Annotated in this window: 13 protein-coding genes; 8 read left to right on the top strand and 5 right to left on the bottom strand. The window is 76.8% G+C overall.

Going from position 1 to position 15956, the window contains the following annotated elements; translation table 11 throughout:
- Nucleotides 1-8: 8 nt before the first annotated feature.
- The gene (locus WA616_RS17250) at nt 9-1301 is read left to right on the top strand and encodes a PP2C family protein-serine/threonine phosphatase (RefSeq protein ID WP_336031745.1); all 1293 of its coding nucleotides are present in this window, start codon (nt 9-11) and stop codon (nt 1299-1301) included.
- Between the two features lie 10 nt (nt 1302-1311).
- Here the strand turns inward: WA616_RS17250 and WA616_RS17245 are convergent, their stop codons facing one another.
- The 4 genes from WA616_RS17245 to WA616_RS17230 all read right to left on the bottom strand — a co-directional run bounded on the left by WA616_RS17245 (nt 1312) and on the right by WA616_RS17230 (nt 6004).
- A complete protein-coding gene (locus WA616_RS17245; RefSeq protein WP_336031743.1) occupies nt 1312-2127 on the bottom strand; it encodes an HDOD domain-containing protein in 816 nt (271 codons plus the stop codon).
- Nucleotides 2124-4169 (bottom strand): putative bifunctional diguanylate cyclase/phosphodiesterase, encoded by a 2046-nt coding sequence (locus tag WA616_RS17240; protein ID WP_336031742.1) that lies wholly within the window; start codon nt 4167-4169, stop codon nt 2124-2126. Before WA616_RS17240 ends, WA616_RS17245 begins: the two co-directional genes overlap by 4 nt.
- A gap of 163 nt (nt 4170-4332) precedes the next feature.
- A complete protein-coding gene (locus WA616_RS17235) occupies nt 4333-5187 on the bottom strand; it encodes a patatin-like phospholipase family protein (protein WP_336031741.1) in 855 nt (284 codons plus the stop codon).
- A 1-nt stretch (nt 5188) separates the two neighbouring features.
- Nucleotides 5189-6004 (bottom strand): mycofactocin-coupled SDR family oxidoreductase, encoded by an 816-nt coding sequence (locus WA616_RS17230; protein ID WP_073419238.1) that lies wholly within the window; start codon nt 6002-6004, stop codon nt 5189-5191.
- Nucleotides 6005-6085: 81 nt separating this feature from the next.
- Here WA616_RS17230 and WA616_RS17225 point away from each other — a divergent pair, with 81 nt between their 5' ends.
- The 5 genes from WA616_RS17225 (at nt 6086) to WA616_RS17205 (ending at nt 11954) form a co-directional block, all read left to right on the top strand.
- Nucleotides 6086-6670 carry a TetR family transcriptional regulator gene (locus tag WA616_RS17225; protein ID WP_336031739.1) on the top strand — a complete coding sequence of 195 codons (585 nt, stop codon included), beginning with the start codon at nt 6086-6088 and terminating at the stop codon, nt 6668-6670.
- On the top strand, nt 6667-8613 hold the full coding sequence (locus WA616_RS17220; RefSeq protein WP_336031737.1) for an alpha-amylase family protein: 1947 nt from the start codon (nt 6667-6669) through the stop codon (nt 8611-8613). The genes WA616_RS17225 and WA616_RS17220 overlap by 4 nt, the downstream gene beginning before the upstream one ends.
- A 48-nt stretch (nt 8614-8661) precedes the next feature.
- On the top strand, nt 8662-9603 hold the full coding sequence (locus tag WA616_RS17215; RefSeq protein WP_336031921.1) for an alpha/beta hydrolase: 942 nt from the start codon (nt 8662-8664) through the stop codon (nt 9601-9603).
- 93 nt (nt 9604-9696) lie between these two features.
- Nucleotides 9697-11199: a GGDEF domain-containing protein gene (locus WA616_RS17210; protein ID WP_336031736.1), complete on the top strand. Its 1503-nt coding sequence runs from the start codon at nt 9697-9699 to the stop codon at nt 11197-11199.
- Between the two features lie 47 nt (nt 11200-11246).
- Entirely contained in the window at nt 11247-11954 is a 708-nt protein-coding gene (locus tag WA616_RS17205; protein WP_336031734.1) for a class I SAM-dependent methyltransferase, read from the top strand.
- A 236-nt stretch (nt 11955-12190) separates the two neighbouring features.
- On the opposite strand, the gene WA616_RS17200 is transcribed toward WA616_RS17205, so the two are convergent.
- Entirely contained in the window at nt 12191-13027 is an 837-nt protein-coding gene (locus WA616_RS17200; RefSeq protein WP_336031733.1) for an HpcH/HpaI aldolase/citrate lyase family protein, read from the bottom strand.
- Between the two features lie 130 nt (nt 13028-13157).
- Between WA616_RS17200 and WA616_RS17195 the strand changes: the two genes are divergently transcribed.
- Complete coding sequence (locus WA616_RS17195) at nt 13158-13760, top strand: TetR/AcrR family transcriptional regulator (protein ID WP_336031730.1); 603 nt, start codon at nt 13158-13160, stop codon at nt 13758-13760.
- Nucleotides 13761-13763: 3 nt separating this feature from the next.
- Complete coding sequence (locus tag WA616_RS17190) at nt 13764-15947, top strand: MMPL family transporter (RefSeq protein WP_336031728.1); 2184 nt, start codon at nt 13764-13766, stop codon at nt 15945-15947.
- Nucleotides 15948-15956 lie beyond the last annotated feature (9 nt).

The raw sequence follows: 15956 nt of genomic DNA, 5'->3' as shown, positions 1-15956 counted from the left end.
GAGCCGGGGTGAGGGAACCGACCGACGACGGCGCGGCCGGCGTCGAGCGCGACCGCTTGCGCTACCTGGCCGAGGTCACCGAGTGCCTCACCCAGAGCCTGGACACCGGCACCGCCGCCGACCAGCTCGCCCGCCTGGTGGTGCCGCGGCTGGCCGACTGGGCCACCGTCACGCTCCTCGCCGGCGACGGCGCCCCCGGCAGCTCGGCCCGGGCGCACCGCGACCCCGGCCTGCTCGACGCCGTCGACACCTACCTCGCCGGGCGGGTCACCGCTCCGCGCGACCAGTCCGCGCTGGCCTCGGCGCTGCTGTCCGGCGAGCCGGTCCACCTCACCGCGCTCGAGCCCGACCTCGGCCCGGAGTCGCTGCCGGAGGGCCCGGTGCGCGCTGCCTGGGACCGGCTGGACCCGCGCTCGAGCCTGTTCGTCCCGCTGCAGGCCCGCGGCTCCGGCTTCGGCGTCCTCTCCCTCGTGCGGTGCGGGGACCGCCCGCCGGCGGGGCCGGACGACGTCGCGCTCGCCGTCGAGGTGGCCCGCCGCGGCGGGCTCGCGCTGGACAACGCCCGCCTGTTCGGCCGGCAGCTGCGGGTGGCCGAGACGCTGCAGCACAGCCTGCTCACCCCGCCGCCGCAGCCCGCCGGGCTGGAGCTCGCCGTCCGCTACCGGGCCGCGGTGTCCCAGGACCTCGTCGGCGGCGACTGGTACGACGCCTTCGGCCGCCCCGACGGCGCCACGGTGCTCGTCATCGGTGACGTCGTCGGCCACGGGGTGGAGGCGGCCGCGGCGATGGCGCAGCTGCGCAGCGCCGTGCGGACGCTGGCCTACGACTCCCCCGACGGCCCCGCCGGCACCCTCGACCGGGTCGACCGGGTGCTCGCCGGCCTGCACGTGGGCACGCTGGCCACCGCGCTGGTCGCCCACCTGCTGCCGCCCGACGGCGCCGCACCGCGCCGGGTGCTGCGCTGGTCGTCGGCCGGCCACCTGCCGCCGCTGGTGCTCGACGCCGCCGGCGGGGTGCGGATGCTGGCCACGCCGCCCGAGCGGCTGCTCGGCGCCGACGAGCCGGGTACCCGCCGCGACCACGAGGTGGTGCTGGAGCCCGGCGAGACGCTGGTGCTGGTCACCGACGGGCTGGTGGAGGTCGGCCGGCGGGACATCGACGAGGGCCTGGCCGCGGTCGCCGAGGCGCTGGCGGGGCTGTCCCGGCTGCCGGCGGACGCGCTGTGCGACCGGCTGCTCACCCGGGTCCTGCCCGACCGCACCGACGACGACGTCGCCGTGCTCGCCGTCCGCGTGCTCTGACCGGGCCGGGTCAGCCCAGCAGGGCCAGCCGCAGCTCCTCGGCCTCGGCCCGCACCCGGTCGACGACCAGGGTCAGCGGCTCCTCCTCCAGCAGCCCGCCGCACAGCCGCCCGACCGGTACCGGCCGGTGCGGCCGGCCCGAGAGCCGGGCGGCCACCTCGGCGGCGACCCGCAGCAGGGCGCCCTCGGGGGCGGTGAGGTCGTCGGCGCTCTCCAGCGCGGTCACCATCCGCGGCGGGAACCCCCAGTGCCGCAGCGCGACGGCGCTCAGCCGCTCGGCGTGCATGCCGTAGCGCCGGGTCTCGGCCAGCCGGCGGGCGGGCGCGTCCTCCGCCCCGGCCACGAGCGCGGGACGGCCCTCCGGGTCCTCGTGGTGCAGCAGCGCGGCCCCGATCTGGGACAGCATGCCCAGGCACAGGGCGTCGGGCGGGCGCTCGCCGAAGCGCGGCGCGAGCGCGGCCGCCGCCTGGGCGACGTGGGTGCCGGTCAGCCAGAAGTCCTCCGGCAGCGCGGACTCGTCGCCGAGGTCGGTGAGGGCGACGGTCGCCATCGTCCGGACGGTCATGAGGCCGACGACGGTGACGGCGAACTGCAGCGAGGTCACCCGGCCGCACATGCCGAAGTAGGCGGAGTTGGCCAGCTTCATCACCCGGCCGGCCAGCGCCACGTCAGCGGCGAGCACGCGGGCGAGGTCGCGGGCCCCAGCGTCCTCGGCGCTGGTCATGGCGACCAGCTGGGCGGCCACGGGCCGGCTGGCGGCGAGCGTGTCGATGCGGGCCAGCAGCCGGTCGGCGTCGAGCGGGACCGGGGGGTCGAGGACGGTCACGGCGTCTCCCGTCGGGCGGCGAACCAGGCGGCGCAGTCGGTGCCGGCCATGGGGCGGGCGTGCAGGAAGCCCTGCAGGTGGGTGACGCCGAGCCGGGCGAGCTCCCCCGCCTGGTCGTGCGTCTCGACCCCCTCGGCGACCGTGCTCAGCCCCAGCGTCCGGGCGAGGCCGATGACCGCCGCGGCGATCGCGTCGCCGCCGGTGGTGAGCTCGGCGACGAAGGAGCGGTCGACCTTGAGGCAGTCGACCGGCAGGTGCCGCAGGTAGGCCAGCGACGAGTAGCCGGTGCCGAAGTCGTCGATCGCGAGGTGGACGCCGAGGTCGCGCAGCTGCTGCAGGACCTCCCGGGCCGCGGCCGGGTCGGTCATGAGCGCCGACTCGGTGAGCTCGATCGACAGCCGCCCGGGGGTGAGCCCGTGCCGGGCCAGGGCCGCGGCGACGCGGCCGGGCAGCGAAGCGTCGAGCTGCAGCGCGGACACGTTGACGTTGGCGCGCCGCGGGGCGGCGTCGCCCAGCTCGGCGTCCCACGCGGCCAGCTGGCGGCAGGTCTCGTCGAGCACGTGCAGGCCGAGCGGCCCGATGAGCCCGCTGGACTCCGCGAGCGGCACGAACTCCTCGGGGCTGACGGCGCCGCGCTCCGGGTGCATCCACCGCGCCAGCGACTCGACGCCGCTGGGGCGCCCGTCCGCGGCGGAGAGGATGGGCTGGAACCACACCGCGATGCCGCCGCCGGAGATGGCGTCGCGCAGGTCGGCGACCAGCGCCAGCCGCTCGCGCGCGGCCACCCGGGCGCGCTCGTCGAGCACGGCCACCCGGCCCTTGCCGCCGGCCTTGGCCTGGTACATGGCGATGTCGCAGTCGCGGACGAGGTCCTCGGCGGTGACGTGCGCGCCGGTCTGCACGGTGACCCCGACGCTGGTGGTGGGCCGCACCTCCACGCCGCTGAGCCGCACCGGCAGCGCCACGGCCGCCACCAGCCGCTCGGCGAGCAGCACCGCCTCGGCCTCGTCCACCGACGTCGCGACGACGACGAACTCGTCGCCGCCGAAGCGGGCCACGAGGTCGCCGGGCCGGACGGCGGCGCGCAGCCGGTCGGCCACCTCGACGAGCAGGACGTCGCCCGCGGCGTGGCCGAGGGAGTCGTTGACCACCTTGAAGTCGTCGAGGTCGAGGAACAGGCACGCCAGGCCGCCGGCCCCGGGCTCGAAGTGCTCCGCGATCCAGCCGCTGAGCAACGTGCGGTTGGGCAGGCCGGTCAGCGGGTCGTGGTTGGCCTGGTGGGCCAGGCGCGCCTCGAACGCCATCCGCTCGGTGACGTCCTCGAGCGTGGCGACGAAGCCGGCGCCCACGCCGGGGGTGGTCACGTGCGACAGCCGCAGCACCGCCGTCCGCACGTCCCCGTCGGCGCGCACCACGCGCATCGAGGTGACGCCGTCGGCGCCCTCGAGCACGCCGGCGACCTGGTCGACGACGTCGTCGAGGTCGTCGGGGTGCAGGAAGTCCAGCCAGCCGACGCCGAGCAGCTGCTCGGCCCGTGCGCCGACCAGCGCGCACATGGCCTCGTTGACGTGGGTGAGCCGCATGCCCTGCTCGCTGAGCAGCAGCGGCACCGGCGAGCGCTCGGTGACCGCGGCGAAGCGCCGCTCGTGGGCGTCGGCGGTGGCGCGCAGCGCCCGCTCGAGCTCGTCGGCGGTGGAGATGACGCGGAGGGTCCAGCGGGTGCCGGTGGGCTCGGGCATGGCGACGACGACCGCCTCGACGTGCTCGCCGGTCGCCCGCCGCACCGGGGCGGTGAGCTGCGCGGTGCGGCCGGAGTGCAGCAGCGCGTGCAGCACGTCGGGCGCCACGCCGGGGAGGAAGGAGCGCAGGTCGTGACCGCGGAGGTCGGCGGCGCGCGCACCGAGCAGGCGGGCGGCGCCCTCGTTGGCCCAGCTGACGGGCAGCGCCCCGCCGCCGACGGCGTCGACGACGAGGAGCGCCGTCGCGTCGACCGCGGTGGCGCTGTAGGTGGGGGCGCCGGGTGCCGCCGTCGCTGCCGTCACGCCGCCACCTCCTCTCCTCCGGGGACGGCATCCGCCGTCCGGGACCAGGTCGCCCGGGCCGGCCGGGCATCCTGGTGATCGGCGGGACGGGCGGGTGCTGGAGCCGGTCCGGCGACGCCCTCCCCGGAGGGGTGAGGCCCCAGCTCCCCGGAGGGATGAGGCCTCAGCCCCAGACGGCGGCGACCTCCGCGGCGACGCGCCCGGCCTGCGCACGACCGGCGCGGGCGGCGGGCTCCCGGGTGGCCGGGTCAAGGGGGTTCGACCCGAACGCCGCCAGCGCCGCCTCGTCGGCGAGCACCAGGTGCGCCTGCCCCTCGCGGCGCAGCGTGGCCAGCTCCTCGTCGAGCGAGGGCCCGAGCGGGCTGCCGGGGAAGCCGCCCATCGGCGCGACGACGAGCACCCGGTCGTGCCCGGCCGCGAGGTCGGCGTTCGTGGGCGAGCGCAGGCCGCCGTCCATGAACCGCCGGTCGCCGATCGTGATCGGCGGGTACACCCCGGGCACCGCGCAGGACGCGGCGACGGCCGGCAGCAGGTCGAAGCCGGTGCCGCTGTCGACGGCGAGGAACTCCCCGTCGGCGGTGTCGATCGCGGTGACCACCAGGCGCGCGGCGGGCCACCCCGGCGACCCGATCCGCCCGCCGATGACCGCGAGCCGCTCGGACTCGGCCATCGTCTGCGCCCGCAGTGCCAGCGCGCCGATCCGGGCCCGCGCCTCCTGCTGGGAGGAGACGCCGGCCAGGGCCTCGGCCATCGCGGCGAAGAACCCGGCGCCGTCGAAGTCGACGGCCCGCTCGGTGGCCGGCACCGGGCCGAGCTGCGCGGCGTAGGCCTCCTCCAGGTCGGCGCCGGTGCGCACCAGCGTGCCCACGATCGAGCCGGCCGAGGTGCCCACCACGGTGTCGGCGTCGCGGACGTCGACGCCGGCCGCGGCCAGCCCGGACAGCAGCCCGAGCTCCCACGCGATGCCGGCGATCCCGCCGCCGCCGAGGACCAGCGCCCGGCTGCCCGGGGAGCCCACCTCAGAACTCCGAGACGCCGGCGTCGACGGCCATCTCGTGCGCCGTCACGTACCGGGACTCGTCGGAGGCGAGGAACAGGACGACGTCGGCGACGTCCTCGGGCTGCGTGATCTGCACCGGCAGCAGGTTGCTGAACATGGGCGCCAGTCTGGGGTCGCCGGCCATCGCGGCGCCCAGCGTCGCCTGCATGTCGCCCTCGCCCATCGGCGTCGCGACGCCGGTCGGGTGCAGGCTGTTGACCCGGATCGCGTGCTGCGCGAGCTCGGTGGCGAAGGCCTTGGCCATCCCGCGGACGGCCCACTTGCTGGTCGTGTAGTGGACCATGAACGGCTGCACCTTGAGGCCCGCCGCGGAGCTGACCAGCACGATCGAGCCGCCGCCGGCCGCGACGAGGTGCGGCGCGGTGGCCATCACGGTGTTCCAGACGCCGGTCACGTTGACGTCGAGGGTGTTGGCGAAGACCTCCGCGCCGACCTGGTCCCACGCGCGGGGGCTGCAGATGCCGGCGTTGGCGACGACGACGTCGAGCCGGCCGAGCTCGGCCACGCCCCGGTCGGCGGCCGCGCGCAGCCCGTCGAGGTCGCGGACGTCGACGACCGCCGACACCGCCCGCCGGTCGTGGGCCTCCACCTGGCGCACCGTCTCGGCCAGGTCCTCCTCGGTGGCCGAGGGGTAGCTGACGTCGGGCAGCGGCCCGCAGACGTCGACCACCACGACGTCGGCGCCCTCGGCGGCGAGCCGGACGGCGTGCGCCCGCCCCTGCCCGCGCGCCGCGCCGGTCACCAGCGCCACCTTGCCCTCGACCCGTCCCGCCATGTCGTCTCCTCCGCTCGGCCGTGTGCCGCGCGTCACGCTAGGGATCGCTTGCACTCAGTGCAAGGCCCTAGGGTCGGGGCCGTGACCCAGGCCCGCCACCCCACCCGGCTGGAGACGTGGCGGGCGCTGCGCGAGGCCACGCTGCGGCTGGTGGCCGAGCGCGGCTTCGCGGCGGTGAGCGTCGACGACGTCGCGGCGGCGGCCGGCACGTCGCGGCGGACCTTCTTCAACTACTTCCCCACCAAGGCCGCCGCGCTGTTCGACCCCGACCCGGAGCTCGCGCAGCGGCTGGAGCGGCTGACCGCCGAGGCGCCGGACACCGGCGACGTGTGGACCGACCTGCGCGGCATCTGCGCGGTGTTCGTCCGCTGGGGCCCGCACGACGCGCTGCGCGTCTACCGCCGGGTGGCCGGCTCCGGCGAGCTCGGCGACTACCCGGTCGAGGTGCACCGGCACGTGCAGGCGGCACTGGAGGCGTGGGCCGCCCGGCGGCTGCCCGGCGACGAGCTCGGCCCGCGGCTGCTGGCCGCCGCGGCCGGCGCGGCGCTCGGGGCGGCGTTCCGCACCTGGGACCCGGCGTCGCCCGCGGAGGAGTTCGCCCGGCTCGCCGACGAGGCGCTCGCCCGGGTGCGGGTGGGCCCGGGACGCGCTACGGAGGACACGTGAGCGGGGGCGCGGAGGACAGCAGGCTGCCGGTGGGGTTCGCCGGGGAGGTGGCCACCGCGCTCGGCGCGGAGGAGGCCGACGCCTTCCTCACCCGGGTCGGGCTCGCCCTGCCCGACCTCACCGCCGCTCTGACCGGGCTGTACGGCGACCGCGCCGGCGACGTCCTCGCCCGCGGGCTGCGGACCGCCCTGGCCGCCGCCGCCGAGCGGCCCGCGCCGCTGCGGCGGATCGACCGGCGCCGCGAGATCGACCCCGGCTGGTTCCAGTCCCCCGGCGTGCAGGGCTACGTCTGCTACGTCGACCGGTTCTGCGGCACGCTGCGCGAGCTGCCCGCCCGGCTGGACCACCTGCAGGACCTCGGCACCACCTACCTGCACCTCATGCCGCTGCTGCGCCCGCGCGAGGGCGAGAACGACGGCGGCTATGCGGTGGCCGACTACCGCGCCGTCGACCCGCGGCTGGGCACGATGGCCGACCTCGAGGCGGTCGCCGCCGCGCTGCACGGGCGCGGGATGAGCCTGTGCATCGACCTGGTGCTCAACCACACCGCCCGCGAGCACCCGTGGGCGCGCGGCTGGCTGGCAGGCGACCCGGCGTACGCCGGCTTCTACACCGCCTACCCCGACCGGGCGGAGCCCGACGCGTGGGACGCGACGATCCCCGAGGTCTTCCCCGACCGGGCGCCGGGCTCGTTCACCTGGGTGCCGGAGGCGCTCGGCGGTGCCGGCGGCTGGGTGTGGACGACGTTCTGGCCCTACCAGTGGGACCTCGACTACGCGAACCCCGAGGTCGCGCTCGCGGTGCTCGGCGAGATCACCTGGCTGGCCAACCGCGGCGTCGACGTCTTCCGGATGGACGCCGTCCCGTTCATGTGGAAGCGGCGGGGCACCGACTGCCAGAACCAGCCCGAGGCGCACCTGCTGCTCCAGGTGCTGCACGCGCTCACCCGGCTGGCCGCGCCGGGCGTGGTGTTCAAGGCCGAGGCGATCGTCGCGCCCGACGACCTGGTGCGGTACCTCGGCGCCCACGAGCGCGAGCGGCCCGAGTGCGAGCTGGCCTACCACAACCAGCTCATGGTGCTGCTCTGGAGCAGCCTGGCCACCGGCGACGTGCGGCTGGCGCGGCAGTCGCTGGGCGGGATGCGGCCGATCCCCCGCACGACCACCTGGTGCACCTACGTGCGCGGGCACGACGACATCGGCTGGGCGGTCACCGACACCGACGCCGCGGCGGTCGGCCTGGACGGCTTCGCGCACCGCCGGTTCCTCAACGACTTCTACGCCGGCCGCTTCCCCGGCTCGTTCGCCCGCGGCGCGCTGTTCCAGGAGAACGAGGCGACCGGCGACGCCCGGATCTCCGGCACCACCGCCTCGCTGTGCGGCGTCGAGGCCGCCCTCGAGGCCGGCGACGACGCGGCACTGGACGCCGCCGTCCGCCGGTTCGTGCTGCTGCACGCGGTCGCCTACGGCTTCGGTGGCATCCCCCTGCTGTTCTCCGGCGACGAGCTCGCCCAGCGCAACGACGCCGGCTACCTCGCCGACCCGGAGCTCGCCCCGGACAACCGCTGGATGCACCGGCCGCCCCTGGACTGGGCCGCCGCCGCACGGGCCGCCGACCCCGCCACCGTGGAGGGTCGGGTGTGCGCCGCGCTGCGCGAGCTGGGTGCGGCCCGCCGGTCGCTGCCGTCCCTGACCGGCGACGTCGGCGCCGAGCCCCTGGACGCCGGCAGCGACGCCGTCCTGGTGTGGCGCCGCCGGCACCCGCGGCACGGCACGTTCGTCGGGGTGGCCAACGTGGCCGCGGGCCCCGCGTCCGTCGACGCCGACACGGTCACCGGCCTGGGCACCTTCACCCAGGTGCACGGCAGCGACGGCGTGCTGCCGGTGGCCGACGGCCGGGTCGTGGTGCCCGGCCACGGGTTCGCCTGGTACGCCGAGGGCTGAGTCGCGGGGCCCGACCCCACCGGAACCGAGGAGGAGCGCGTGGCACGGATGGACCTGCGGGTGCGGGTGCTGGGCCGGCTGCTGGGCCGGATGTCGGTCTCGTCGATGGACGAGGAGCGGATCCGCCGGGCGCAGGCGCAGCGGATCCCGCACAACCCCGTCACCGACGCGCTGCTCGGCGGGGTGGCCCGCGGCGTGCGGCTCACCGACGGCACGGCGCGCGGCGCGGCCGGGGAGGTGCCGGTGCGCACCTACCGGCCCGGGCGCGGCGACGGCCCGCTGCCGCTGGTCGTCAACTTCCACGGCGGCGGGTGGACGCTCGGCAACCTCGACTCCGCCGACTGGCTGTGCAGCAACGTGGCCGCCGCGGTCGGCGCCGTCGTCGTGTCGGTCGACTACCGGCTCGCGCCCGGGCACCGCTGGCCCGCGGCGGCCGAGGACTGCTACGCCGCGCTGGTCGACGTCGTCGCGCGGGCGGCCGAGTTCGGCGCCGACCCGGAGCGGGTGGCGGTCATGGGCGACAGCGCGGGCGGCAACCTGGCCGCCGTCGTCTGCCTCATGGCGCGGGACCGCTCGGGTCCGCGGATCGCCCACCAGGGGCTGGTCTACCCCTCGGTCGACCTGACGATGAGCAGCCCATCGATCGACGAGAACGCCTCCGCGCCGGTGCTGACCAAGGCCGACTGCCTCGCCTTCCGCGACCACTACCTGGGCGGCCAGGACCCCACCGACCCCTACGCCTCCCCGCTGTTCGCCCCGGACCACACGGGCCTGCCCCCGGCGCTGGTGCAGGTGACCGAGCACGACCCGATCCGCGACGACGGCGCCCGCTACACCGCGGTGCTGCGCGCGGCCGGGGTGCCGGTGCGGCACACTGAGTACGTGGGCATGCCGCACGGCTTCCTCGCCTTCCCGCGGCTGTGCCGGTCGGCGCCCCAGGCGCTGGCCGAGCTCTGCGCGGAGCAGACGGCGGCGCTCGCCGCACGCTGAGCCGCGCGCTCCCTCACCCCGACGGGTCATCTCCCCGGCGCCGCCGCGCGCCGATGACAGGAGGAGACCGCCGTCGACCGAGAGGAGCGCGGTATGGCCCCGCCCCGCCCGGCCCCCCGGCACCTGGGGGCGCTGCTCGTCGCCGTCTGCGCGGCGGGCGTGCTCGCGACCGCCGTGCTGCCCTCCTCCGCCGCGACGCTGGTCTCCGACCTCACCCAGGCGCTGGCCGCGGCCGCCGCCGCGGGAGCCACCGCCCGGCACGCCGCCGCGTCGGCCGGCCTGCGGATGCGCACGGCCTGGTGGCTGCTGGCCGCGGCCTGCGGGTCGTGGTCGGCGGGGCAGGCGTACTGGACGGTGCTCGCCGCCCGCGGGGAGTCGCCGTTCCCGTCGCTGGCCGACGTCGGCTTCCTCGGCTTCTCCGCGTGCGCGGTGCTGGCGCTGGCGGTCCACCCGGCCGGCGGCGGGCGCACCGGGCGGTGGCAGCGCTGCCTGGACGCGGTGATGACCACCGGCGCCGTGGGCCTGGTCAGCTGGCAGACCGCGCTCGGCGCGGTGCTGCGCGAGGACACCGGCCACGACGTCGCCGCCCGCCTGCTGCTGGCCGCCTACCCGGTCGCCGACGTCGCCCTCGTGGTGCTGGCGGTCCTGCTCGTCACCCGCACCGCCGGCGACCGCCGCCCGCTCAACCTGGTCGCCGCCGGCGTCACCGCGATGGCGGTCGCCGACAGCGCCTTCACCTACCTCGCCGCCACCAGCGCCTACGACGGCGGCACCGCCGACGCCGGCTGGACGCTGGCCTTCGTGCTGCTCGCGGTGGCGGGCCTGTGCCGCCCGGCGACCGCCGCGGGCGCCGCGCCCGCCGGCCACGCCGCCCGCCGGACCAGCGCCGCGGCGTCGCTGCTCCCCTACGCCCCCGTCACCCTGGCCCTCGGCGCCGCCCTGGTCCGCACGCTCGGCGGCGGGACCCTGGCGCAGGGCGAGGAGCTCGTCGTCGCCGTCGTCATCGCCGCGCTGCTCGCCCGCCAGTACGGCACGGTGCGCGAGAACGTGCGGCTCGCCGACGACCTGGCCGCCCGCGAGGCGCAGCTGCGCCGGCTGGCCTTCTCCGACCCGCTCACCGGCCTGGCCAACCGCGCGCTGTTCCTCGACCGGCTCGAGCACGCCCTCGCGCTGCACGCCCGCGACATGCGGCCGGTCGCCGTCGTCTTCCTCGACCTCGACGACTTCAAGGCGGTCAACGACACCCTCGGGCACGCGGCCGGCGACGAGCTGCTGCAGGGGGTGGCCGGCCGGCTGACGGGCTCGCTGCGCGCCGGCGACACCGTGGCCCGCCTCGGCGGCGACGAGTTCGCCGTGGTGCTCGAGGACGGCGGCGACGCCGGCGAGGCCGCCGCCCGGGTGGCGGCCGCGATGGCGCTGCCGTTCACCGTCGCCGGCACGCTGCGGCCGGTGGGTGCCAGCACCGGCGTGGTCGCGCTCGGCCCGGGCGACGCCGCCGTCGGCGCCGACGAGCTCATGGCCCGCGCCGACGCCGCCATGTACGCCGCCAAGCGCGCCGGCAAGGGCCGCGTCGTCCACCACGGCGCGCCCGCCTGAACCGCCGCCCTCCGGCGGGCCGGAGGCGGGACTGACAGGCTGTTCCGGTGACCGACCTCCAGCACCGCGACGGCCGGCGGACCGAAGCGGTCCGCACCTACCGCGGGCACGGCATCCACGCCGCGCCCGGGGTGCACGAGTACGCCGCCGCGCAGGTGCGCGCCGCGCTGCCCGACGGCGGCCGGGTGCTCGAGGTCGGCTCGGGCTGCGGGGCGCTGGCCCTGCGGCTGCGCGACGCCGGCATCGACGTCGTCCCCACCGACCTCGACCCGCCGCACGACTGGATCGCCCGGCTCGACCTCGACGACCCCGAGTGGACCGACGACACCCGCGGCCCGTTCGACCTGGTCGTCTGCGTGGAGACCCTGGAGCACGTGGAGAACCCGCGGCAGGTGCTGCGCTCCATCCGCGCGCTGCTGCGGCCCGGCGGGCGGCTGCTGGTCAGCACGCCGAACGTCACGCACCCGCACTCGCGGCTGCTGACCCTGCTGCGCGGCGCCCCGTACATCTTCGGGCCGCGGCACTACGACTCCCCCGGCCACATCACCCTGCTGCCGGACTGGATGCTCACCCGGCACGTGCAGCGGGCGGGCTTCGGCTCGGTGGAGGTCACCACCGCCGGCGACACCCTCTACACGGGGCCGATGCGGATCGCCTACCGCGTGGAGATGGCGCTGCTGTGGCTGCTGGGCGTCCGCCAGCGCGCCACCTCCGGCGACGGCGTCTGCACCTTCGTCACCGCGACGGCGGTCTAGCGGGTACTCCCGGCCTCCCCGCGCGGGACGGCGGGGCGAGGGTGTGCGCGCACGCCGCACTCCGGCGCCCCGAACGCGGCGTCGGCGCACACGCTGGACCGACCGCCCGGTGATGTGCACCTGAGGTGCGCTCCGGGCTCGAAGTGCGCCCAAAGCGCACATCGCCTCGCGACGCCCGGCGCCCTGCGGTCCTCCCGAGCGCCTGCTGGGCGTCGTCCGGGAGGACCGTAGGGGGGTCAGCTGGGCTGGACCCCGAAGGTGGCGGCCAGCCGCTCGATCTTGCGGGCGCGGCCGAGGCGGGGCAGGTCGCTGCCGTCGCGGATGACCTGGCCGCGCGCCTCGAAGTCGGCGAGGAAGTCCAGGGCCCAGGCGACGTCGGACGGCGCGGGGCTGATGACCTCGTTGATCACCGGCGCCTGGTCGGGGTCGAGGCACAGCTTGCCGGTGAGGCCGAGGGACACGGTGACGGCGGACTGCTCGCGCAGCACCGGGTGGCTGGTGCTCACCGTCGGGCCGTCGATCGGGCCGGGCAGCCCGCCGATCCGGCTGGCCACGACCAGGCGGGAGCGCGGGTAGGCCATCGCCAGGTCGTCGGCGCTGGTGCCGGTGTCGCGGCGGTAGTCGCCGCTGCCGAAGGCGAGCCGGAAGGCGCCGCGGGCGCGGGCGATGCCCACCGCCTCCTCGATGCCCAGCGCCGACTCGACGAGCGCGAGCACCGGGGTGGAGCCGCCGAGCCGGTCGAAGGTCTCCGTGACGTGCTCGCCGGCCTCGGTCTTGGCCAGCATCACGCCGGCCAGGCCGGGGAGGCCGGCCAGGGCCGCGACGTCGTGCTCCCACCAGGGCGTCGAGTGGTCGTTGATGCGCACCCACGCCGAGCGGCCGGCGTCCCCGAGCCACTCGACGACGCCGGCGCGCGCCTCGTCCTTGTGGGCCGGGTCCACGGCGTCCTCGATGTCCAGGACCACCTGGTCGGCGCGCGAGGCGTACCGCTCGTCGAACAGCTCGGGGCGCGCCCCGTTGACCAGCAGCCACGAACGCGCGTCCGCGGGGCCGACCCTCCTGCGTGTCGTCATGACGTCATCCTCCCGTCCGCGGCCGCGAGGACCGAGCCGACTCCCGGCCAGCGGGACGTGACACACCCCACCCGACCGGATCGGACGGCCGACCGACCGATTTGGTCGGTCGCGCGTACCGTGTGACGACGTGGCACGACCCTTCCGGCAGCAGATCGACGAGGGCATCCTCGACCGCGCCGCCGGCCTGTTCGCCCGCCGCGGCTACGCCAAGACCTCGCTGCAGGACGTGGCGGACGCCGTCGGGCTGTCGAAGGCCGGCCTGCTGCACCACTTCCCCAGCAAGGACGCCCTGCACGAGGCGGTGCTCGCGCACGCCGACGCGCTCGGCCGGCGGGTGCTCGAGGCCGTCCGGCCCCTGCCCCCGGGCCCGGCCCGCGACCGGCGGGCGATCGAGGTCCTCGTCGACGTCGCCCTCGGCCACCCTGGCTTCGTGGCCATGCTGCTCGCCCCGGTGACCGAGCTCCCCGGCGGCGGCGCGCACGAGCCCGGCGGCCCCGAGACCGCGGTCTTCGAGTGCTTCGGCGTCGACCCCCACGACGAGGACGCCGACCCCGAGCGGCTCGTGCGCGTGCTCGGCGCCGTCGCCGCCCTCGCCGTCCTCTCCCTCGCCGCCCACGAGGCGGACCAGACCAGCACGTGGCGGCCCCTCGTGGTCGCCACGTGCCTCGACGCGCTCGGACACCGCCGTCCCCGCGCGGTCCCTTCCCACCCCCACCAGGCGGAGGCCTGATCCATGGCTGTCCTGTTGTCCCGACTCGGGACCTTCTCCGCGCGGCACCGGTTCGCCGTCCTGGCCGTGTGGCTGCTCGTCCTCGTGGCGGGCGGCGTCGGCGCCGTCACCCTCTCCGGGCCGACGTCGACGAACTTCTCCATCCCGGGCCAGGAGTCGACGACCGCGCTCGACCGGATCCAGTCGCAGTTCGGCGCCGGCGCCGGCGGGGCGACCGCGCGGGTCGTCGTCGTCGCTCCCGAGGGGCAGACCCTGACGACGCCGGAGAACGCCGCGGCGGTGACCGGGCTGGTCACCGAGCTCGGCGAGCTGCCCGGCGTCACCTCCGCCACGAACCCGCTGGACCCGGCCGCGCCCGCGGTCAACCAGCAGCAGACCACCGCCTACAGCACGGTGAGCTACGACGCCGCGCCCGGCGGGGTCACCCCCGAGGAGCAGGAGGCGCTGCAGGACGCCGTCGCCGACGCCGGCGCGGGCGGCCTGACCGTCGAGGTCACCGGCGAGGCGGTGCAGGAGGTGCCCGCGGTCGGCGGCCCGTCGGAGGTCATCGGCGTCGTCGTCGCGCTGGTCGTCCTCGCCGTCACCTACGGCGCGCTGGCCATCGCCGGGATGAACCTGCTGACCGCGCTGGTCGGCGTGGGCGTCGGCGTCCTCGGCATCACCATCGCCACCGGCTTCGTCGACCTGTCCTCGACCACGCCGATCCTCGCCGCGATGCTCGGCCTCGCCGTCGGCATCGACTACACGCTGTTCATCGTCACGCGGCACCGCCAGGAGCTGCTGCGCGGCACCGACGTGCGCCGCTCGATCGGCCTGGCCGTCGGCACCGCGGGCTCCGCGGTCGTCACCGCCGGGCTGACCGTGGTCATCGCGCTGGCCGGCCTGTTCGTCGCCGGCATCCCGTTCCTCACGCAGATGGGTCTGGCCGCGGCCGGCACCATCGTCGTCGCGGTGCTCGTCGCGCTGACCCTGGTGCCCGCGGCGCTCGCTCTGCTGGGCACCCGGGTGCTGCCGCGGAAGGCGCGGGCGGCGGCCGCCGGCGGCGCACCGGTGGCGGCCCGCGGTCGCGGCTTCCTGGCCCGCTGGGCCGACGGTGTCACCTCCCGGCGGGTCGCCTCGCTGCTGCTGGCGATCGTCGCGCTCGGCGTCGTCGCCATCCCGGTCGCCTCGATGCGCACGACGCTCATCCAGCAGCCGGCGGAGGACACGTCGGCCGCCCGCGCCGACGCGCTGCTCGCCGAGGGCTTCGGCGAGGGCTTCAACGGCCCGATCACCGTGCTGTTCGAGGGCGACGGCGCCGTCGAGGCCGCAGCGGGGCAGGCGCAGGAGATCCCCGCCCTCGACGACGTCGCCGTCGTCGCCCCGCCGATCCCGAACGCCGACGGCACCGCCGCCCTGCTGACGGTGGTCCCGCAGTCGAGCCCGAGCAGCACGGCCACCGAGCAGCTCGTCGCCGACCTGCGCGAGCAGTTCGGCTCGCTCGACGGCGTCGAGGCCTCGGTCACCGGGCAGACGGCGGTCAGCGTCGACGTCGCGCAGAGCCTCGACGAGGCGCTGCCGAAGTACCTGGCGCTCGTCGTCGGGCTGGCGCTCGTGCTGCTGGTCCTGGTGTTCCGGTCGCTGCTGGTGCCGCTCGTCGGCGTCCTGGGCTTCCTGCTCACGATCGGCGCCTCGCTCGGCGCGACCGTCGCGGTGTTCCAGTGGGGCTGGCTGGCCGACGTGGTCAACCTCGACACCACCGGGCCGCTGCTGAGCCTCACCCCGATCCTCGTGATCGGCATCCTGTTCGGCCTGGCGATGGACTACCAGGTGTTCCTGGTGTCGCGGATGCACGAGGCGCACAGCCACGGCACCCCGCCGCTGCAGGCGATCCGCACCGGGTTCCGCCAGGCCGCGCCGGTGGTCGTGGCCGCGGCACTGATCATGTTCAGCGTGTTCGCCGGGTTCGTGCCGGCGGGCGAGGCGACGATCAAGTCGATCGCGTTCGCGCTGGCGATCGGCATCCTGGTCGACGCGTTCGTCGTCCGGATGGTGCTCGTGCCCGCGGCGCTGGCGCTGCTCGGCGAGCGCGCGTGGTGGCTGCCGCGCTGGCTGCGGTGGCTGCCGGTGCTCGACGTCGAGGGCGCGGCGCTGGAGCGCGACCCGGCCACGTCCCGCGAGCGGGAGCTGGTCGGCGACCCGCGCTGACCTCCCCCG

Source organism: Geodermatophilus sp. FMUSA9-8, assembly GCF_037034165.1.
GTDB classification, from domain to species: domain Bacteria; phylum Actinomycetota; class Actinomycetes; order Mycobacteriales; family Geodermatophilaceae; genus Geodermatophilus; species Geodermatophilus nigrescens.
The sequence above is the reverse complement of the archived record's forward strand: the minus strand, read 5'-3'. Positions and strand labels throughout refer to the sequence as shown.

Coding starts and splice junctions, on each gene's coding strand:
- WA616_RS17210 (WP_336031736.1), top strand. CDS start 9,697: ATGGCCCCGCCCCGCCCGGCCCCCCGGCACCTGGGGGCGCTGCTCGTC.
- WA616_RS17215 (WP_336031921.1), top strand. CDS start 8,662: ATGGACCTGCGGGTGCGGGTGCTGGGCCGGCTGCTGGGCCGGATGTCG.
- WA616_RS17200 (WP_336031733.1), bottom strand. CDS start 13,027: ATGACGACACGCAGGAGGGTCGGCCCCGCGGACGCGCGTTCGTGGCTG.
- WA616_RS17190 (WP_336031728.1), top strand. CDS start 13,764: ATGGCTGTCCTGTTGTCCCGACTCGGGACCTTCTCCGCGCGGCACCGG.
- WA616_RS17230 (WP_073419238.1), bottom strand. CDS start 6,004: ATGGCGGGACGGGTCGAGGGCAAGGTGGCGCTGGTGACCGGCGCGGCG.